General features: G+C 39.1%; 19 protein-coding genes. 13 read left to right on the top strand and 6 right to left on the bottom strand.

Annotated features, from left to right (window positions below):
- The first annotated feature begins 57 nt into the window (after positions 1-57).
- The 5 genes from gorA to H5186_RS06080 all read left to right on the top strand — a co-directional run bounded on the left by gorA (position 58) and on the right by H5186_RS06080 (position 6,943).
- Complete coding sequence (gorA, locus tag H5186_RS06100; RefSeq protein ID WP_182794241.1) at positions 58-1,416, top strand: glutathione-disulfide reductase; 1,359 nt, start codon at positions 58-60, stop codon at positions 1,414-1,416.
- A 93-nt stretch (positions 1,417-1,509) separates the two neighbouring features.
- Positions 1,510-2,730, top strand: coding sequence for a site-specific integrase (locus tag H5186_RS06095; protein ID WP_008467214.1), 1,221 nt, complete (start codon positions 1,510-1,512; stop codon positions 2,728-2,730).
- Positions 2,727-4,430 carry a hypothetical protein gene (locus H5186_RS06090; protein ID WP_182758718.1) on the top strand — a complete coding sequence of 568 codons (1,704 nt, stop codon included), beginning with the start codon at positions 2,727-2,729 and terminating at the stop codon, positions 4,428-4,430. The genes H5186_RS06095 and H5186_RS06090 overlap by 4 nt, the downstream gene beginning before the upstream one ends.
- A gap of 9 nt (positions 4,431-4,439) precedes the next feature.
- Positions 4,440-6,527, top strand: coding sequence for an integrase (locus tag H5186_RS06085; protein WP_182758719.1), 2,088 nt, complete (start codon positions 4,440-4,442; stop codon positions 6,525-6,527).
- Entirely contained in the window at positions 6,524-6,943 is a 420-nt protein-coding gene (locus H5186_RS06080) for a hypothetical protein (RefSeq protein ID WP_064668647.1), read from the top strand. The genes H5186_RS06085 and H5186_RS06080 overlap by 4 nt, the downstream gene beginning before the upstream one ends.
- A gap of 275 nt (positions 6,944-7,218) precedes the next feature.
- Here the strand turns inward: H5186_RS06080 and H5186_RS06075 are convergent, their stop codons facing one another.
- Together H5186_RS06075 and H5186_RS06070 are read right to left on the bottom strand one after the other, a co-directional pair.
- Entirely contained in the window at positions 7,219-8,619 is a 1,401-nt protein-coding gene (locus tag H5186_RS06075; RefSeq protein ID WP_182758720.1) for a heavy metal sensor histidine kinase, read from the bottom strand.
- Positions 8,609-9,295 (bottom strand): heavy metal response regulator transcription factor, encoded by a 687-nt coding sequence (locus tag H5186_RS06070; RefSeq protein WP_182758721.1) that lies wholly within the window; start codon positions 9,293-9,295, stop codon positions 8,609-8,611. The genes H5186_RS06075 and H5186_RS06070 overlap by 11 nt, the downstream gene beginning before the upstream one ends.
- A gap of 166 nt (positions 9,296-9,461) precedes the next feature.
- On the opposite strand from H5186_RS06070, the gene H5186_RS06065 reads away from it, so the two are divergent.
- From H5186_RS06065 to H5186_RS06030, 8 genes are all read left to right on the top strand, one after another.
- Entirely contained in the window at positions 9,462-11,276 is a 1,815-nt protein-coding gene (locus tag H5186_RS06065; protein ID WP_024589686.1) for a copper resistance system multicopper oxidase, read from the top strand.
- Entirely contained in the window at positions 11,273-12,136 is an 864-nt protein-coding gene (locus tag H5186_RS06060; RefSeq protein ID WP_024606961.1) for a copper resistance protein B, read from the top strand. Before H5186_RS06065 ends, H5186_RS06060 begins: the two co-directional genes overlap by 4 nt.
- 22 nt (positions 12,137-12,158) lie before the next feature.
- Positions 12,159-12,566 (top strand): copper resistance CopC family protein, encoded by a 408-nt coding sequence (locus H5186_RS06055; RefSeq protein ID WP_024589684.1) that lies wholly within the window; start codon positions 12,159-12,161, stop codon positions 12,564-12,566.
- A gap of 11 nt (positions 12,567-12,577) precedes the next feature.
- The gene (locus H5186_RS06050; protein WP_182758738.1) at positions 12,578-13,483 is read left to right on the top strand and encodes a copper resistance D family protein; all 906 of its coding nucleotides are present in this window, start codon (positions 12,578-12,580) and stop codon (positions 13,481-13,483) included.
- A gap of 20 nt (positions 13,484-13,503) precedes the next feature.
- On the top strand, positions 13,504-13,992 hold the full coding sequence (locus H5186_RS06045; protein WP_002963268.1) for a DUF4440 domain-containing protein: 489 nt from the start codon (positions 13,504-13,506) through the stop codon (positions 13,990-13,992).
- 9 nt (positions 13,993-14,001) lie between these two features.
- Positions 14,002-14,526 (top strand): DUF411 domain-containing protein, encoded by a 525-nt coding sequence (locus H5186_RS06040; protein ID WP_182758722.1) that lies wholly within the window; start codon positions 14,002-14,004, stop codon positions 14,524-14,526.
- A gap of 142 nt (positions 14,527-14,668) precedes the next feature.
- A complete protein-coding gene (locus H5186_RS06035) occupies positions 14,669-15,178 on the top strand; it encodes a DUF305 domain-containing protein (RefSeq protein WP_016900198.1) in 510 nt (169 codons plus the stop codon).
- 33 nt (positions 15,179-15,211) lie between these two features.
- Positions 15,212-15,943: a MauE/DoxX family redox-associated membrane protein gene (locus H5186_RS06030; protein ID WP_016900199.1), complete on the top strand. Its 732-nt coding sequence runs from the start codon at positions 15,212-15,214 to the stop codon at positions 15,941-15,943.
- Positions 15,944-16,159: 216 nt separating this feature from the next.
- Here the strand turns inward: H5186_RS06030 and H5186_RS06025 are convergent, their stop codons facing one another.
- The 4 genes from H5186_RS06025 to H5186_RS06010 are packed head-to-tail and all read right to left on the bottom strand — an operon-like array spanning position 16,160 to position 20,884.
- Complete coding sequence (locus H5186_RS06025) at positions 16,160-16,486, bottom strand: DUF6488 family protein (RefSeq protein WP_016900200.1); 327 nt, start codon at positions 16,484-16,486, stop codon at positions 16,160-16,162.
- Between the two features lie 25 nt (positions 16,487-16,511).
- On the bottom strand, positions 16,512-17,042 hold the full coding sequence (locus H5186_RS06020) for a hypothetical protein (RefSeq protein ID WP_165724355.1): 531 nt from the start codon (positions 17,040-17,042) through the stop codon (positions 16,512-16,514).
- 13 nt (positions 17,043-17,055) lie between these two features.
- Entirely contained in the window at positions 17,056-17,751 is a 696-nt protein-coding gene (locus H5186_RS06015; RefSeq protein WP_165724357.1) for a HupE/UreJ family protein, read from the bottom strand.
- Positions 17,741-20,884 (bottom strand): efflux RND transporter permease subunit, encoded by a 3,144-nt coding sequence (locus H5186_RS06010; protein WP_182758724.1) that lies wholly within the window; start codon positions 20,882-20,884, stop codon positions 17,741-17,743. Before H5186_RS06010 ends, H5186_RS06015 begins: the two co-directional genes overlap by 11 nt.
- Positions 20,885-20,893 lie beyond the last annotated feature (9 nt).

Below are 20,893 nucleotides of genomic sequence, written 5' to 3'. Positions count from 1 at the left end.
GGTCTGCCATGTGTTATTATCAGAGAAATACGTTTTATATAAACTTGAGGACTAAAGATGGCTCAGCATTTTGATTACATTGCGATTGGCGGCGGCAGCGGCGGGATAGCGTCAGCTAACCGTGCAGCAATGCGTGGCGCGAAAGTGGCACTAATTGAAGCAAAACATATGGGTGGAACCTGTGTAAATGTAGGTTGTGTACCAAAAAAAGTAATGTGGCATGGCGCTCAAGTTGCTGAAGCAATTAACTTATACGCCCCTGATTACGGCTTTAATGTTGAAGTAAAAGAATTCAACTGGAGTAAACTAGTAGAAAGCCGTGAAGCCTATATTGGCCGCATTCATAAAGGTTACGATAATGGCCTTGCTAAAAACGGCGTAACAGTTATTAAAGGCTTTGCTAAATTTGTTGACAGTAAAACAGTCGAAGTAGACGGCGAGCACTACACCGCCGATCATATTTTAGTGGCCGTAGGCGGTCGCCCTAGCATTCCAAATATCCCAGGTGCTGAACACGGCATCGATTCAAATGGCTTTTTTGAGCTGAATGAACAACCAAAACGCGTTGCCGTTGTTGGTGCCGGTTATATCGCGGTAGAGATTGCCGGTGTACTACATAGCCTAGGTACAGAAACCCATTTATTTGTTCGTAAAAATAAACCACTGCGCACCTTTGACCCATACATCATCGACACCCTTGTTGATATTATGGCCAAAGAAGGCCCGACGCTGCATACCGAATGCTTACCAAAAGAAGTAGTTAAAGAAAGCGATGGCAGCTTAACTATCCACTTTGAAAATGGCTACAGTCAAAATGTTGATCAAGTCATTTGGGCCATTGGCCGTACACCGACGACTGATAAGATTAATTTAGTCGCAGCGGGTGTTGAAGTAAACGAAGGCGGTTACGTTAAGGTAGACGAGTACCAAAATACCACGGCTAAAAATGTTTATGCTGTGGGTGATATCATCGAAGGCGGTATAGAGCTTACCCCTGTTGCAGTAAAAGCAGGCCGTACTTTATCAGAGCGTTTGTTCAATAAAGACCTGCCAGATGATTTAAAAATGGATTACAGCTTAGTTCCTACCGTGGTATTTAGCCACCCGCCAATTGGTACCATTGGTTTAACTGAGCAAGAAGCAATTTCGCAGTACGGCAACGAGAACGTAAAAGTGTATAAATCAAGCTTTGCTGCTATGTACACTGCGGTTACTCAGCACCGCCAAGCATGTAACATGATGCTAGTGTGCGCAGGCCCTGACGAGAAAGTTGTAGGCTTACACGGCTTAGGTTTTGCTGTTGATGAAATGATCCAAGGCTTTGCAGTAGCTATGAAAATGGGCGCAACCAAAGCAGATTTTGATGCCGTTGTTGCACTGCACCCAACTGGCTCAGAAGAGTTTGTTACTATGTAAATTTTTCTCTGGAAAAGTGAAACTTTACATTTGCTAACTCTGGAAAACGAACTAAGCTGACCAAGTAACGTACAATTTTTGGTCGGCTTTTTCATGCTCACAATAGTTCAATCAGATGATTTTAAAACTGAGATCCAAACTCCCTTTTGCAAAACAAAATCAAGCATTCAGCTAAAAGGCTTTCCAACTTTTTATGAAGATGGTGAATACGTCATGCCAATAAACCTTTGGATGAATCACCTCATTAACGTTAAGCGCGCAAAAAACATCAATTCAAACGTTCGTGCCATAAGTCGATATTGGCGCTTTTTAAAAAGCCATGAACTCTCTTGGAAAGACTTTCCAACTATCAAATCAAATAAGCCCACATATATTTTCCGAAACCAAGATCTTTTGGCCTCAGTGAAAGCCGGTGAGCTAAATAGTTCAACAGCAGCTGTATATATGAACCATATAATTAAATTCTACGAGTGGGCATATTACGAGAGGTTAATTAACTTCTCTAAGGAAAATAAACCATTTGAAGTAGAGTTTGTTAGCATCAAAACGACTGGGATGCTTGCGCATATCAATCGTAATTATGTTGTTAGAAGCTCAGACTTAAGGATCAGGGTCCCAAGGCGTACACCAGAGCAAAGCTTGAATCCCCTTACAGAAGATGAGGTAAAATTATATTCGCGAGCACTCAAAGAACAGTCAATTGAGTTCCAAATACATCAACTATTACAACTCATGTGCGGCCTTCGTATAGAAGAAGCCTGCACCTTTCCTGCTAATCTAGTGAATAGATGTGACCCGAATAAATACCATATTCAAGTTAGTATAGGACCTCATAACGGTGTACTCACCAAATTTGGCTCAGTCAGAACTATCGAAATTCCAACACTGTTAATGAACAAGATGCATCGCTACTTGATTAGTGAGCGTCGCCAGAAAAGAGAGTCTAAAACCGATAAACCGATTACGGAATTATTAATTACCAATCGAGGTAAACCATATACTACCAATGCAATACAGCGTCACTTTAGCTTAACTCGTAATTACATACGCAATGAGCTAAATACCCACTTTCAGCATAGAACTCACGATTTACGTGCAACTTACGGTACATTTCGCCTTGCGTCCCTTTTAGACGAAAAAGTTGGGTTGTCACCATTCGATGCTATGTCATTAATCATGGGGTGGATGGGACATAAAGATGAGAAAACAACTTGGCGATACCTGAACTTTATAAACCGAAGCAAGGCATCGATACGTGCAGTTTGCTTTTTAGATCAAGTTATGGAGTCAGTCATTAATGAGGATCTCTCGTGATTAACAAATCAAATTTAAATATTGACCTTAAACTTAAGTTAAATATTTATGGTGATCAATTTGTATACCCAGACTTTCAAAGATTTAGATACAAAGGCGTGCCTAAACTTTTTGAAATGCATCGGGGTACTTTGCTTAACCGAGACAACCAAATTATTAAGTGGTATCAAGCATTCAAAGCTAATACAGAATATACTGACACAACAATGAATACCCTTTTTAGAACATTTACACGGTATGTGAATATTTGTGACAGTATTCCAGTAAATCCAGATTCAAAAGAGGGTATCAATGCATTTGAAACAGCTCTAGTTCACAGCGTTAGAATTGGCAGCAAAAGTTCAAACACAGCAAAAGGTGAATTAAGTAGTATAAGAACAATAATGAAGATGCTAGATCACCCTGTTGATGAGTGGTTTTCTAAATTCAAACTATTTCGCAGCCAAATAAATCCAACTCAAGCATACTCAGAATCTGAATTGAAAAAGTTAATTAAAATACTAAAAGAACTATATTTTCAGCTTTCCAAGCAAATTCAAACCTCACCTAAAGAATACATTCAAGCAAGGAGAAGCGACCAATACGCGAACTTTTCTTTTAATAAAATCGAAGTGCCTGTAAGTGGTGCTATTACCAAGTGTTACTGTGCTGCATATTTCTTACTTGCCTATTACACATGGGCAAACGCTAGTACGATAAGAGATATGGATATCCCCAAATCTTCACAAAAAAAGGGACAGCAAGGTAAGTGGTTTGTGCAAACAGCGTTAAAGAAGAGAGCTAATAAATTTGTTACCATCGAGCTCGGCGATAATCTTAGCACAGACATTCCAAAGCATGCGCTAAATTTTATTAATGACCTTATCACCCTTACGCACGTGCTGTTTCCAGATGCCAATAGACTACTTCATCAATGTCTTAACGGGATAAATAAGCCCTTGTGCCCAACGCATATTCGTTCCAATATGAATTGGCTAATTAACATATTCGATTTGACTGATGACAATGGTCAACAACTTAGGCCTGAAGCTAAACGCTTTAGAGCTACAGGTGCATCTAATTACTTAGCGCTCACAGGAAACTCACTCGAAACATCCATGTTGCTCAATAACACACCTGATGTAGTGCGAAAACACTATAGCAGAGGTAACGAGTCAGAAAATAACGCCCAACTTCAAGCCACAGCTAACACCTTAGAAAATGCAATTAAATGTGGTGATATTAGTAGAGCACGAGAACAAACTCTTGAGCAAATGAATCTAGAAATACTACCCTATGATGAATTCGTAAACCGCTATGCTAAATCAGGGAATGGTCAAAAAACACCTTTAGGTACAGGTTGCAAAGACCCCTTTGATAACCATGGAGATCGTTTTCGAAGAAAGGCCTCAATCGATAGTGTGGACATGAGTCATCTCGCTTGTGCTGATTTATTGAATTGCTTTTCTTGCCCAAACCAAGTGCTGGTTGAAGAAGTTGATGATATCTGGTGTTTATTGAGCTTTTACGAAGCATTAGAGGATGCCAAAGAAGATCACCTCAACATGTCACACTTTAAAAACAATTTTGATCGAGTACTAAGCAAAATAAAGCAAGTGCTTTTTAGTATCGACTTAAAAGTACGCAGGCAAGCTGAGCGGAAGCTACATACCAATGGTCGTCACCCTTTTTGGCCCGATACGCTTAATTTGGTTTTATAAGAGGTGATTATGAGGCCACTACTAGCTACTCCAGAGGAAATTATAAAAGAGAACACTGTTCTTGTAGAGCGTGCAATACAGTATTATAAAAGTAAAGATTGGGATAACCTCAACAAAACCCCTGTAATGATAGATCAGGATGGGAACGTTTTAAGCCATTTCGGCGACCAAACCTGGGATGTAACACATTATATAGATGTCAAAATTGTTTCGAAAAAGCGGGCTTCTTTTACTCATTTAACAACCATTTCCTTGTTGCAAGAACAAAAATTACTCGCATTCCTTGGTTTATTTGCGGTTGGTACCCTAAGGCAAGGAGCAACGATTAAAACTACAACATTTTTAGAGAGAAATCTCAATTTAACCCAAGTATATAAATACATAGAATCTATCAAAGCAGATTCGATTTGTGTTCTGAACCATCCCATACAGTTTTCTAGGTTTTGCGAATATTTAAAGTCACTTAAAATGAGTGGACCATATATTTCTAAACTCATTGTTGCATTAAATTGGATTCAGGCTGTAAGAAAACAAACCCCCATAAAACTATCATTACCTTTGACGACATCAATTACAGAATTAGGCCGTCAATTAGGTTGCCCAACCAAACTAGAAAGTGAGCAGTTTTACGCTATACCATCACGCTTGATGCAACTCATATACTCAAAGGCTATCGAGTATATAGATACTTACTATCCTATTCGAGATACATTATTAGCTATCCAGACCGAGCAACAAGATAACTATGAAATAGGCAAGGCTGTTGTCGACAGAAAAATAAAAACAGGCCAGTGGAACTGGCTCACATCAAATTCACCTCACTACAAAGCTGAAATAACCAAAGCTAAACCACAAAAGCCAACTGACATACTTCAAAGTTACGCTTCAAACATTGAAATTAAGGGATTAATTCCCCTCAAGATCACTGAATTTGATTGGCTGTATTCTCACATTTTAATGTGTTGTTTTTTAGTTTGCGGTGCGTTTTCTGGTATGAGAAGAAGCGAGCTTTATGGACTACATTCTGATAGCTTTAAAACATTAAAACTTAAAGAACAGACATTTTATTCTTTGCAATCAATGCATAGTAAAATGACTCCTGCAGTTCCAGAAAAAGCTGAGTGGCTAACATCTCCAATAGCAGGAAAAGCGATAGAACTCGCATCAGCTTTAACTCAGAATATGCGTATTCAGCTAATGCTCTCTGATGATAGGCTGGATAACGAGCGTGCCTCCAGTATTTGGTTAGTACAGAAACTAAAAAGTCGAACACCAAACATATTTACAGGACCTCCTTTTGTCAAGCACTATCAAAGACTTGTAAAGGAAGCTGGCGCTATTGTAAACGAGCAAGACTATGAAGAATTTAAGCTTCTAAACCCCAACCTAAACATACACGCCTACAAACAGAAAATTATTGTTGGCAAACCATGGGCATTGACAACTCACCAACTCAGACGAACCTTTGCAGTATTTGGTAAACGCTATAATTTACTTTCTGACGTTGCCATTAAACAACAGTATAAGCATATATATTTACCAATGTCTCAATGGTACTCAGAAGGAGGCGTAGCAGCCAAAATAAAACATGTAAAAGTGGACTCAGAACTCAATAATTTACTTCAAGAAGTAGATAGAGAAGTCACTACACAACTGCTGCATCAGTGGTATAACTCAGATGACAAGCTATTTGGTAAGAAAGGTATAGATGTTGTTAAAGATAGAGAAAATACCGCTGTAAAATACTCATCTTGGGATGCATTATATGCTCAAGTATCTGCTGGTAGAATATCTATTGCTGGTACACTTCACTCCTACTGCATGGCTGGTTATGAATGCAGAATGGAAAAGGTAGTATCACCAACCAACTGCTTTAACTGTGAAAACGTTGTTATAGACGAAACAAAAGCACAAGCTTGGCAAAAACGACATCAGTGGATTGTTGAGACTATAACTGAAATGGAGCAGCATACTAAACTATCTCAATCGCAGCTAAGCCATTTTATTACGCAATTACGTGCAGCTGAAAAGGTTATGGACTACTTTGAGATAAGCTACACTCCATACAAACCCGAAATTGAGATCAGACAGCTTTGAGTAAGTCAGAGAATACAAGGTTAGAGCTTCTAAGCGCAATTGACAGGATACTTTCTGGCGATACAGTACGTATTGATGCCAAACGAGGTTTAAGTGCCATTGCAGTTGAGGAAGAAGCTAACCTTGGTAATGGCTCAGCTTACTATTACTCAGACGTCATTGAAAAAATTAAACTACTAAAATCAAAAGCTATAACAAAAAAGCAAGCACAGCAAAACTCAGATGTTACTAAGTTACGTGAAAAGCTTGCCAACGAGAAACGGTTAAAAGAAAAATATCGAGCGGAAATAGCCAGCTTAAAAGAGCAAATGGCACAAATGGCTTCTACCCACAATGCCCTAGCGCTTTCAAATCACCAGCACTTAAAAAAGATAAATGATCTTGAGTCAGAGTTATTTTTACTGAAGAAAAATTAATATATCTTCAATTGCTTAAAGCATCGCCTAAAAAATGAAACAAGGTTAAATGAGATGTACCCTGATGAAGTTCAACAATTAAAAAGCCATATAACAAATATTGCAGCTCAACATAATGGGTTAGCACTTACGATACTACAATATCAATATAAAGCGGCTGAACTAACAATGTGGAAAAGGTAAAATAATTATTTAACTGAATAAGTACAATTGTCAAAGGCAAGTTTCAACACATGAGCCGATTATTAGTATAGCTGACATTAAATGAATACTATTTAAATAAATTTAAATAAATTTAAATAAACATTAAAGCAGGTATTCTGATCGTTTGAACAAACCTTTACATTCCCGCCATTAGCTTCAGCTAAGGCTTTAACTATAGCGAGCCCTAAACCAGCGCCATCACTATGGCGTTGACGAGACTTATCTGATCGATAAAAGCGATCAAATAAATAAGGTAAATGTGCAGAAGGTATTTTCTCACCGGTATTACTCACACAGATACATACTTTTTCAGCAGATGTTATTTCACTACATACCGTAATTGATGACCCCTTCGGTGCATATCTTATAGCATTCGATAACAGGTTTGATAACAATTGACGAAAATGTAGCTTGTCACAATAAAAGCTGATGTTTTCACCTGCTTTATGAAGTATCAGCGATGACTCTTCAGCTAATGCATCAAAATACTCAAACAGCACCTCAATTTCTTCATGGCTGGATAAAATATCTTGGGCTGGTTTAATTAGGCCGTTTTGAGATTTTGCCAGCCAAAGCATGTCGTTAACCATCTTAGTTAGCCGCTCAAGCTCTTCGAGGTTAGAAAATAATAACTCTTGGTACTCTTCGGATTGTCTTTTTTTAGATAGACCAACCTGTGTTTGAGTTATTATATTGGTAAGCGGTGTACGTAGCTCATGAGCAATATCACTGGAAAAATTTGATAGGCGGATAAACTCACCTTGTAACCTGTCTAGCATTGCATTGAAAGATTGCACCATATTAACAAGCTCAATCGGTACTTGGCCTTCATCAAGCCTTACATCCATTTTATTAGTTTGGATATCATGCATTTTCTGGCTTAAACCACGTATTGGGTTGAGTCCTTGATGTATAGCAAACCAAGCCACCAATAAAATGAGTACCGCTGAACCAAACATAATAGCCCAAAGGCTTTGCTGAAATTGATTGAGAAAGTGTAAATGAAAGCTCATATCAATAGCAGCTGTGATCTTATAAAGTTGCTGCTCAGTACTAAAGTCACTCACTAAAGCGCGATAAGTATGTGTGTTTTTTTGCCATTCAACTATGTTGTTTTGGTTAAAACGGTTTGAGGTGGTTACTTTTAAAACAAATTCGCTAAAGTCTGTTGCCGTACTTTTATATATAAGCCTTCCTTGAGCTGTATTAACTTGATAATAAACCCCATGATGACCCGCCACGGCTTGAGATAACGCATTTCTAAGGTTTTTTTCCGACGCGTATGGCTTAGATAAAACGGATTTGACAGACTGTGTGATAACTTTTAATTCACCACTATCTTGTTGTAAAAAATGATGATTTATTGAGCTACTTATAAGCGAAGCGACGAGGGTTAAGCAGCCTATCACTGTCAAAGCAACAAACAATACCACTCGCATTGTTAAAGATAATGGTTTTTCATTAAGGCTCATCGGTTATTACCTCAAGCTTGTAACCCATGCCACGCACAGTGTGTATTAGCTTTACTGGAAAACCATCATCAACTTTACTTCTGAGTCTGCGAATGGCTACATCAATGACATTTGTATCGCTATCAAAGTTCATATCCCAAACTTGAGAAGCGATTAGTGAACGAGGAAGTACTTCACCCTCACGGCGCAGTAATAGTTCAAGTAAACTAAATTCTTTATTGCTTAGGAGTATACGTTGTTCGGCACGAAATACATTCCGCTTTTGAATATTAACTTGTAAATCATAGGTTTGCAAGATGTCTTCGGTTTTATGCGCGTTTCCGCGACGAAGAAGCGTGCGTACCCTTGCTAACACTTCAGAGAATGCAAAGGGCTTTATTAAGTAGTCATCAGCGCCTAATTCAAGCCCTTTTACTCTGTCATCGACACTGTCACGAGCCGATAGAAAAAGAACAGGAACGTCTTTATTCACTTCACGAATAGATTGTAAAATTCGCCAACCAGATACATCTGGCAACATTACATCCAAAATTATGACATCAAATAACTCAGTCATTGCTAAATGATGCCCATCGAGCCCATTACGTGCTAATGAAACTTGAAAACCAGCTTCACTCAGACCTTGCTTTAAGTAATCACCTGTTTTCACTTCATCTTCAACAACTAGTAAGCGCATGCAAAACCTTTATTAAAGTTATAATTATTGTCTGTTATAAGATTATGCCGTATTCACCGTAACAGCAACATGACATCAAGATTACAACTTTGTAATGTTCGCGTCATGTTAAAGACAGGTCTATTTTCTATACTTAATAACTATTCTGCTATGAAGGAGTAAGGAAATGGGGTTTAAAAAGTCATCACAACAGGTTAGCACACCACGAAGACGATTTGTTCAAGGCATAATTGCAGGTGGTGTACTTGCTGCTTTTCCGAGCGTGTTACATGCTGCATCATCTTTAGTAGCAGGAACACTAACAGGCACTGTGCCCGAATTAAGCGGCGAAGTCATAGATCTGGTCATAGATGAATCGCCGGTTAACTTTACCGGCGTAGTACGTATGGCGACAACAATTAATGGTTCTATACCCGCTCCAACCTTGCGCTTAAAAGAAGGTGATGATGTTACTATAAGAGTAACAAATAACTTATCAGTACCGAGCTCTATCCATTGGCATGGCATCATTCTACCTTATCAGATGGATGGCGTGCCAGGTATCAGTTTTAAAGGCATTATGCCGGGCGAAACCTTTATTTATAAATTTAAGCTACAGCAAAGCGGTACATATTGGTATCACTCCCACAGTGGTTTTCAAGAAATGACAGGCATGTACGGTGCATTAATTATTGAACCGCGAGAAAACGATATTATTAGTGCAGATAACGAGCATGTTATTCAATTATCTGATTGGACTGATGATGACCCTATGGCGCTGTTCCGTAAATTAAAAGTACAGAGTGATGTATTTAACTTCAATCAACCTACTGTTCCAGAGTTTTTCGATGACGTTTCAAGCAGCAGTATTTCAAATGCTCTACAGCGCCGAAAAATGTGGAATCAGATGCGAATGAACCCTACAGACTTAGCTGATTTATCTGCATCAGCAATGACTTTTTTAATGAACGGTAGTACTCCAATGGCAAACTGGCGTGGATTATTTAAAGTCGGTGAAAAGCTTAGGTTAAGGTTTATTAATGGCTCTAGTAATAGCTTTTTTGACGTGCGTATCCCCGAGCTAAAACTGACGGTTGTACAAGCAGATGGGCAAAACGTTGAACCAGTGACAGTTGATGAATTTAGATTCGGCCCTGGTGAAACCTATGACGTGATTGTTGAGCCAAAAAATGATGCGTATACGATTTTTGCTCAAAGCATGGACCGCTCAGGTTACGCAAAAGGAACTTTATCAACGGCACCTAATATTGATGCGCCAATACCTGCTCTGGATCCTGTTGAGTGGTTAACGATGACCGATATGATGGGCAATATGACCCACGGCGGTGAGCATTCTGCAATGGCTGGTATGTCAGGCATGAACTCTAAAAAAATGGATCATAGCGCAATGGGCCACGGTGCAATGGCGATGGATCATAGCAAACATGGTATGTCTGAAAACCCATTGGCGGTTGCCAGCTCTAAAGTGCGTCATGCAAAAACGGAGTATGGAGCCTCAGTTGATATGCGCGTTGATATGCCTAGAACAAATCTTGATGATCCCGGTATTGGTTTACGTAAAAATGGTCGCCGTGTTTTAACACTTGCAGATTTACACTCACTTGAAGGGATCACTAACCAGCAAGAGCCAGAAGCTGAAATTGAGCTGCATTTAACCGGCAACATGGAGCGTTATAGCTGGTCATTTGATGGCTTAGAATTTGGTAAAAGCACGCCAGTGCATATGAAGCATAACCAACGTTTAAGAGTTATTTTACAAAACGATACCATGATGACACACCCTATGCATTTGCATGGTATGTGGAGTGATTTAGAAAACGAGCAAGGTGATGTGCAAGTGCGACGTCATACGATACCTGTTCAACCCGCACAAAGAATCAGCTTCTTAACCACCCCTCACGATGTAGGGCGCTGGGCTTGGCATTGTCATTTATTATTCCATATGGATGCCGGCATGTTTAGAGAGGTAGTCGTATCATGAAACAATTAAAACTATCTAAATCATTAGGTTTATTAATGTTAACTGGGGCTTCATTAATTAGCTTCCCTTTATTAGCGCAAAGTGAAATGGCACAAAAGAGTAGCGCTAAGATGCAACCACAAGGGGGAGATGCACCTAAAGATGCAAGAGACCCTCATGCTTACTCTGCGGGAACAACTTTAACAGAAGGCCCATATGTGCTTGAGGGCAATGAGCGATTAACACTCGCTGATGAGCATCCATTTTACGCATTACTAGGCGATCGTCTTGAATATAACGAGCAAGCAAATGCAGGTGTATTTGACTTACAAGCATGGTACGGCACTACCTTTGATCGATTGGTAGTTAAAACTGAGGGGGATTTCAGCGAAGGAAGCCTTGAGGAAAACCAAACCGATATTTTATGGGGTCACGCCGTATCAGCATATTGGGATACTCAAGCAGGTGTTCGTCTTGATTACAATAAAGAAGGTGAAAATCGGCAATGGTTGGCTTTTGGCTTACAAGGTTTAGCCCCTTACTGGTTTGAACTTGATATGACAGCGTACGTAGGTGAGCGAGGCAGTACCGCATTTACGTTAGAGGCAGAGTACGAACTACTACTCACGCAAAAGTTAATTATACAACCGCGAGCCGAAATTACACTTTATGGCAAAAACGATAAACAAAACGAACTTGGAAGTGGCCTATCAAGCAGCGCGATTGGTTTTAGGGTTCGTTATGAGTTTACACGCCAGTTTGCGCCCTATATTGGCGTTGAATGGAGCAATAAATTTGGCAGTACCGCCGACTATGCCACATCAAGTGGACAAAGTAGCAATAACACCGCATTTGTTGCGGGTATTAAATTTTGGTTTTAATCATTTTAAATAAGAGGTAATTATGAAGTTATTTAATTCTGCAGTAGTTATTTTAGGTTTAGTGCTTACATTTTCCGCATCAGCGCATATATCACTCAAGCAATCAACACCTACGCAAGAAGCCATGTTAATGCAAAGCCCAGAGCAACTTTCGTTAACTTTTGGTGGTGAAGTAAGGCTAGCAAAAGTCATCATCAAAGATGAAAAAAATAAATCAATAAACTTTGATTTCAAACCTAGCTCCACCCCAAGCACAGACTTTAATTGGTCGCTGCCGAGTTTAGCACATGGTACCTACACGGTTAAATGGACAGTACTTGGGGGGGATGGACATAAAATGTCAGATTCGTTTTCTTTTATGGTACATCAAAGTGAGTCAAGTAATATGATGCAAGAACAATCTAATGCCCACAGCAAACACAATCATTAAGTAGCAGCATGATACAAGTAAGTGAATGGTCAGTACTTTTACTATTATTAAAGCTAGCAAGCTATAGTGCTTTGGCCGCACTTGCTGGTACTTTTTTAATTCGTTTTATTATCGCCAGTAATTTATCTGGTCATCACTTTATAAGTTTCTCTCAGTATTTAAAGCGCTGGCAAATTCAATGTGTGGCATTGGGTTTTATTGCTGTCATTTTACAAGTACCAATTGAAGCTGGTGCAATTGCAGAATCTGGTGTAGCGGGAATGCTAGACCCTTTTATGCAAGAGATTGTTTGGCAATCAGTTATAGGAGAACAAGCTCTTTTCAGAGGCGCAGCGCTTTTTGTGGCTATGATTGTTGCACTTAATTGGCGCATTAACATAAAGCACCGTTTTGCAGTGGTTATAAATAATACAGTTATGTTGGTTTTGCTTATATCTATTGCATATAGCTTCACTTTCACAGGTCACAGTGCAAATGAAAATGGGTTAGTAAAAAGCATTTTAACTTTTCACCTTCTTGCAATAGCAAGTTGGGTGGGGTCACTGTGGCCACTATATAAAAGCTGTACCATATTATCTGTTCATGAAGTTAAGAAGGTAATGCACCTGTTTGGGCACTTAGCCATCATCGTTGTATTTGTGCTGCTTATTTCAGGTTTAGCGCTTTTGCTTAATTACCTGCATTCGTTATCAGCGCTGTTCACGTCAAGTTATGGGCAATTAATTTTGCTAAAACTGCTACTAGTGAGCGCGATGCTTATGATGGGGGCTTGGCACAAACTAATTTTAGTTCCGAGAATCACCCAAAAACAGCATGTAGGTACACTAAAACGTTCCATCAGTGTAGAAATGCTGATAGCTGCTTTTGTACTTATTACAACAAGCGTGTTCACCACACTTGTTGGTCCCCCAAATTAATTTAATAAAAAGAGAGCAACATGTTTAATAACTCTGCAAAAATAATCATAACATCGCTATTACTTTTTGGCGCATTGAACTCACTAGCTGTAAGCGCACACAAGAATGAGGAACATGCAAATGAGCGTGTGTTATTTGTTGGTACCGATACCCCAGCTGCGCAAGCAGTAAGTGCCTTTCACCAAGCATTAAATCAAAGTGATCAAAAAAAAGCTCGCTCATTATTAGCTGATAACGTCATTATTTTTGAAGGCGGAGGCGTTGAGCGTTCTGCCGATGAATATGCAAATCACCACATGCTAGCGGATATGAAATACCTCAGTTCGGTTAATAGCAAACTATTAGAACATCAGGTTTATATAAGTGGTGATATCGCTTACTCCATTTCGCGAAGTGAAACGATGGGCAGCTACAAAGGTAAAGCCATTAACACAACGGGTATGGAGTCAATGACTCTAAAAAAGACCCGCAATGGCTGGAAAATCACACATATTCATTGGTCAAATTAAGGAAGTAACATGCGATTAACGTACATAACAACTGCACTTTCAGTGATGTTGGCGGTGTCTATATCAGTAAAAAGTATGGAAAACCCACACAGTGTATTGCCAGTCCAAGAGGCCATAGAAAAAGATAAAACAGAGATTGAGTTGACAGTTTATAAAAGTAAAACCTGTGGGTGCTGTAAAAAATGGATTGAGCATATTAATGAAAGTGGCATTAAAACAAAAGCAATAGATGTTGCTGATATGGGGCTAATTAAAGCTCAATATCAAATAAAGCCAAATATGCGCTCATGCCATAGCGCTGTTTCAGCCGATGGGTATGTTTTTGAAGGGCACGTGCCAGCTAAATATATAAAGCAGTTTTTAGCTGAACAACACCCTCAGAAAACGATCGGGCTGACAGTTCCGGCAATGCCTGTTGGCACGCCAGGTATGGAGATGGGCAATCGTTTTCATAAATATAATATTGAAGTACTTACTCAAGATTCACAGCAACATACTTATAAGCATATCAGCAAATACGCAGTGCAGTTTTAACTCTTATGGCATAGTTATTGAATTAGCCGTAAGTATTAATGCGATGATTAAATATATAGTGGGCTTACGCCTTATAAATTGTAAGTAATACCCCTTAGTATAAATAAAATACAAGTTGAACAACTGAAAAGGAGCCATTGTAATGTCACAGTATTTAAAATTTTTCTTAATGATAGCCACATCAACATTAGTCATGTTTGTACTAATGTATTTGAATAGTTATCAGCTAAGCCATGTGTTTTTTAGTGAAACGCGTACCTATATGGCTATTTATATGGGGGCTGCAATGGCGGTAGTTATGCTGTTGTTTATGCTAAATATGTATAAGGATAAAAAGAAAAACAGCGTAGTTTTAGGGATCAGCATTATTAGCTTTGTAGGCGCATTATTTTTAGTACGTTCGCAAATAACGGTCAACGATCAGTCTTGGATGTCAGCCATGATACCGCATCATTCAATCGCTATACTGACTAGTGATAGAGCTAATATCAAAGACAAGCGCGTCCAAGAGCTTGCAACAAATATTATTGAAGCACAGCGTCGTGAGATTAAAGAGATGCAGTGGTTACTGAACGATATAGAAAAAAATGGCCTAGCAGAAACTCAGGAACAAGCACAATCTAGAGCTGTACCGGATTTTAATGCTAAGTAAAATTTTATAAGAATACGTAAAAGGGAGCTAAACATGAGTAAATCAGCAGAGCTTTATAGAATGGCAACAGATGAGCATATTTGCCCATTTGGCTTAAAGTCAAAAGACCTTCTAGAACGCGAGGGTTATGATGTTAATGATCACTTATTATCTTCTCGTGAACAAACAGATAAATTTAAAGCAAAGCACAACGTAGAGACCACACCACAAACATTTATTGCTGATAAACGTATCGGTGGTTATGACGACTTACGTGATTACTTTGATAAGCCAAAAGCTGGACAGCAAGGTACAACTTACACCCCGGTTATTGCAATCTTCGCGGTCGCATTTTTACTAAGTTTGGCATTTAGTTTTGCAATGGGTCATGGATTAATTTCCATGAAAACCGTGGAGCTATTTGTTGCGTTAACTATGGCTGTGTTGGCAATACAAAAACTTCAAGATTTATTTAGTTTCTCAAATTCATTTATCACTTATGACTTAGTGGCGATGAAAGTAGTGAGGTATGCCTATGTTTACCCATTTTTAGAAGCGTTTGTTGGTATTGGAATGATAGCTGGGTTGCCAGCATATAGTATTGCTCCTATTTCATTATTTATTGGTGGTGTTGGTGCTGTTTCTGTTTTTAAAGCCGTATATATAGATAAGCGCGAACTCAAATGTGCATGTGTAGGCGGTGATAGTAATGTACCGTTAGGCTTTATTTCACTTACAGAAAACCTGTTTATGATCGCTGCTGGGATATGGATGCTTGCCAGGTAGAAGGTAAAGTATTTAATTTAAAAATATAATGAACAGTTTATTTATGGGGGTACCTGACCCAGTCTAAAGTCTGAATTATCTCTTTGAGTCCAGCATCAATCTGTTCTGACACTTCGAAGACCTCACCAACTTCGATTGCTAAATAGCTAAAAGTGTTTTTGACGATAAATAGTTAATTGGCACTGTAAAAACTCACAGTGCCAATTAACAATTAGATTAGAAATCGTTTTTCGATTTTACATCTACAAGCTGACCATTTTTAGCTATTTTGAAATAAACTTGTTCACTATCATTTGATGCTTGGATAATATAAGTATCATCGCTCTCGTTTACGACAGTAAATGCTTCTGAAGAAATACCTTTCCAAGAATCATTTAGTTTTCCAACCTCAAAACCATAGTCTTTAAAGGCCAATTTCTTTATTGATTTAGCTGCAATACTAATAGCTTGTTGATCGCTAACGTGACCATGATCACTATGTGCTAGAACACCAGTACTCATTAATGAAATACAAACTAATGCTATTGGAATTAATCTATTCATTGTTTTCTCCTATTAAGTTTTAAGTTTATTGTTTTAAGCCAATTACTTTATATTGTCCTTTTACTAAAAGCTGTATAGCTACGGGGTTATCTGAGTTGTTTTTCCAGTACCAGCCATGTGAGCCCCCAAATGGGGCGGTAAAGCTGCCCTTCATTTCGCTTAAATTGGCAATTGCATAGCTTTCGAAGTAACCGGTTGTGTCTCCTGCTGGCTCTCCGTGTAAATCAAAATGTAAAGAAGCGCCATCGGTCATCCATTCGTAGGTCATTTTTTCATATTGTTGCATCTCAAATTTATATTCAACCCCGCGATTTGCAGGGATAGTGACTTCAATTGTTTGAAACTCATCACTGCCCACTTGCAATGAATCTGATGTTTTAAGTGGTTTTTGCGCTGATGTCTGAGCTATTTTAGTAACGCCCAGTTGTTTACCGAGCCCGGTTGGATCAATGTTATATTCTGCCGGAAGGATAAATAGCACAAAGGCGATTATCGCAACTAATGAAGCGGTGATACTGGCTTTTATAAGTGTTTTTGAACTAACTGTATGTTGCATATATTTCTCTAAATTAATTAATTATATAGCCGGTTAATTGAAGGCCGACTAGCATTAAGCCGGCACTCATTAACGCACCGTTGATAAATGTTGAAAAACGATGAAATGACGGCCGTTTACGCCACACATTAATGGCAATTAAGATAACTGCGAGCGCTAAAAATTGGCCAAGTTCTACGCCAATGTTAAAGGCAATTAAATTTGTCAGTAATCCATCTTCGGGTAATTGAAACTCTTGTAACTTGGTTGCTAAGCCAAAGCCATGAAACAAACCAAAAATAAGCACAGCCATTTTTGTATTTGGCTGCCAATTAAAACAACGCTTAAACCCACCTAAGTTATCAAAGCCCTTATAAATAACTGAAAAACCGATAATAGCGTCAATTAAATAGGCATTAATCTGAATATCGCCAAGCACACCAAGTAGTAAGGTTGTGCTGTGGCCGATGGTGAACATGGTGACATACAGCAATACATCTTTGCTGCGATATAAAAAGAAGATCACACCGATTAAAAACAATATATGGTCGTAACCGGTGATCATGTGTTTTGCCCCAATATAAATAAATGGCACAAACTGTACACCTTGGTTTTGCTCTAAAAAAGCGCGAGTACTATCATCGACTCCGTGTGCTAATGCCTCAAAGCTTAATAAAGCCAAAATAAGCATTAAAATCACTATGCTAAAGTTTATTATTTTAGTTGGCATCAGATCGCTCCAACGTTTCACTTTCAGTCAAAATAGACTCCTTTTCTTTGTGTAAAAGTCGATAGAGTGCGGGGATCAAAAATAATGTTAGTAAGGTCGATGAAATGATGCCACCAATCACCACGGTCGCTAGAGGTCGCTGTACTTCTGAACCAATTCCTGTATTAAGTGCCATAGGTATAAATCCTAATGAGGCAACCAGTGCTGTAGTTATAACTGGACGTAAGCGAGTTAATGCCCCTTCTGTTATCGCTTGATTAAGCCCCATCCCTGAGCTGCGTAACTCACGAATAAACGATACCATTACCAAGCCATTTAATATGGCGATACCAGATAAAGCAATAAAGCCAACAGCAGCAGATATTGAAAATGGAATATCACGCAACAACAATGCTGCAATTCCACCTGTAAGCGCTAAAGGCACACCGGTAAAAATAATTGCAGCATCTTTAAGTGAGTTTAAGGCTAAAATAAGTAAACCTATAATCATTAACAATGTAACTGGCACAACCACACTTAACCGCTCAGAGGCCGATTGTAACTTTTGAAACGTTCCTCCATATTCAATCCAATAGCCGGAAGGGATCGTAACTTCATTTTCAATAGTCGCTTGAATCTCACCAACAAAACTTCCTAAGTCTCGCCCTCTAACATTAGTGGTTACTACAATACGCCGTTTGGCATTCTCACGATTAATTTGATTTGCACCATTAGTTAGCTTGATGGTAGCTAATTCTTGTAATGGTATAGAGCTTCCATTTGGTAAGTTAATAGGTAAGTAACCCAACTTTTCAACATTACTACGTTGCACTTCTTCTAAACGAACGACAATATCAGAACGAATATCGCCTTGATAAAACTTGCCTGCGATAGCTCCTCCTAATGCGGTAGCTAACTGTGACTGAATTTGTGCTTTGCTTATACCAAACTGACTTAGCTTTTCAGTATTGGGTATAATTTCAAGCATAGGTAGACCTGTTGTTTGCTCAACCATCAAATCAGCTACGCCATCAACATTTGCAATCGCAGATTCAATTTCTTTTCCTAACGTAGCGAGTGTTTCAAAGTCATCACCAAATACTTTAATCGCTAATTCTGCGCGAACGCCGGCAAGCAATTCATTAAAACGCATTTGAATTGGCTGTAAGAATTCATATCTGTTACCTGGAATAGGCTCGACTAGTGCAGCTAACTCTTCTACTATTTGAGCTTTAGATTTATTTGGGTTTGGCCACTGATCTCGTGGTTTTAGAATAATAAAGTTATCAGCTACGCTAGGTGGTACTGCATCTGTTGCTACATCCGCGGTACCAATTTTTGCAAATACGCGTTCTACTTCAGGCATCTGCGTAATTTTTTCTTCCAAGACTTTTTGTAGCTCAATCGCTTGGCTTAAGGAAGTACCTGGAATACGAAGCGCGTGCATAGCGATATCACCTTCATCAAGATTTGGTGCAAATTCGCTCCCTAAGCGTGTTGCTTGATAACCAAAAAATGTCACAAGTAAACAAGCGATTAGTACTACTGCCCAGCGGCCTTTTAATGCTAATGCGAGTACTGGTTTATAAACACGGCTTAACCCCAGCATAATATGATTAGGTTTTTCTTTAATTGGCTTTTTAAATAATAGGGCGACCATTGCAGGCACAAATGTGATCGAAAGCGCCATTGAACAAAGCAAAGCAATCACAACCGTTAATGCCATTGGATGGAACATTTTTCCTTCAACGCCTTCAAGCGCGAAAATAGGTAAATAAACAACGGTGATGATGAATACACCGAATAAAGCGGGTCGAATAACCTCTCGTGTAGCCGTAAAAACAATATCTAAACGTGCTTTTAAAGAAAGAGGGGTATCACCTCTCATACTTAAACGACGTAAGCAGTTTTCGACGATAATTATCGTACCATCAACCAATAGACCAAAATCTAATGCCCCTAAACTCATCAAGTTTGCACTGACTCGCGTATGTACCATACCGGTTATTGTCATCAACATTGCAAATGGGATCACTAAAGCCGTTAAAAATGCGGCTCTGAAATTCCCCAGTAATATAAATAATACAACAATAACTAAAATGGCCCCTTCGAGCAGGTTAGTTTGAACAGTATTAAGCGTTTTATCTACCAGTTTAGTTCGGTCATAGACGGCTTTTGCAACTATACCTTCGGGTAAACTGGCATTGATTTCTTTTAACTTTTCACCCACGCCTTGTGCAACTGTGCGGCTGTTTTCTCCTATTAGCATGAACACGGTACTCATCACCACTTCGCGGCCATTTTGAGTAGCAGCACCGGTACGAAGCCCCTTACCATCACTTATAGTGGCAACATCTTTAATAAACACTGCGCTACCGTCGATGGTTTTAATGGGTAAATTTGTGATTTCAGTTAAATCAGCCACCTGACCAGGGACGCGAATTAACCATTGTGCACCGCTTTTTTCAATAAATCCTGTGCCTTGGTTTTGATTGTTTTGACCAATAATATCAACAACATCTGCTGAGGTAAGATTATAAGCCAGTAGTTTTTCAGGTTTAAACGCAATGAGAATTTCTCGCTCGTAACCACCAATAGGGTTTACTTCAACAACACCTGGCACCCGCATTAATTGAGGGCGAATTGTCCAATCATGTATTGTTCGTAAATCAATGGGAGTTACCTCACTACCGTCGGGGTTTTTAGCGCCAGGTATAGCATCAACCGTAAACATAAAAATTTCACCTAACCCAGTAGCTATCGGGCCAAGCTCAGGTAAAAGGTTTATCGGTAACTCGGAACGAGCACTAGACAGCCGCTCATTAACCAACTGGCGAGCAAAGTAAACATCGGTATCATCAGAAAAAATAGCAATAACTTGCGATAAACCATAACGAGACACAGAACGTGTGTTTACAAGCCCTGGTAGCCCAGCTAATGCATTTTCGAGGGGAAAAGTAACGCGTTGTTCAACCTCTAACGGCGTATAGCCTGGCGCTTCGGTGTTGATCATAACCTGAACATTAGTTATATCAGGTACTGCATCAATAGGTAGTTTAGTAAAATTCCATAAGCCTAATCCTGCAATGGCTAATACCATGACAAGAACGAGGATATTTCGCTTTATAGCAAAGCGTAAAATCGATTCTAACATTACGCTCTC

Origin of the sequence: Pseudoalteromonas sp. SG41-2 (genome assembly GCF_014164535.1) — a bacterium.
Classification (GTDB): domain Bacteria; phylum Pseudomonadota; class Gammaproteobacteria; order Enterobacterales; family Alteromonadaceae; genus Pseudoalteromonas; species Pseudoalteromonas rhizosphaerae.
Note: the sequence above shows the minus strand (reverse complement) of the source record. Positions and strands in the feature narration are given on the sequence as shown.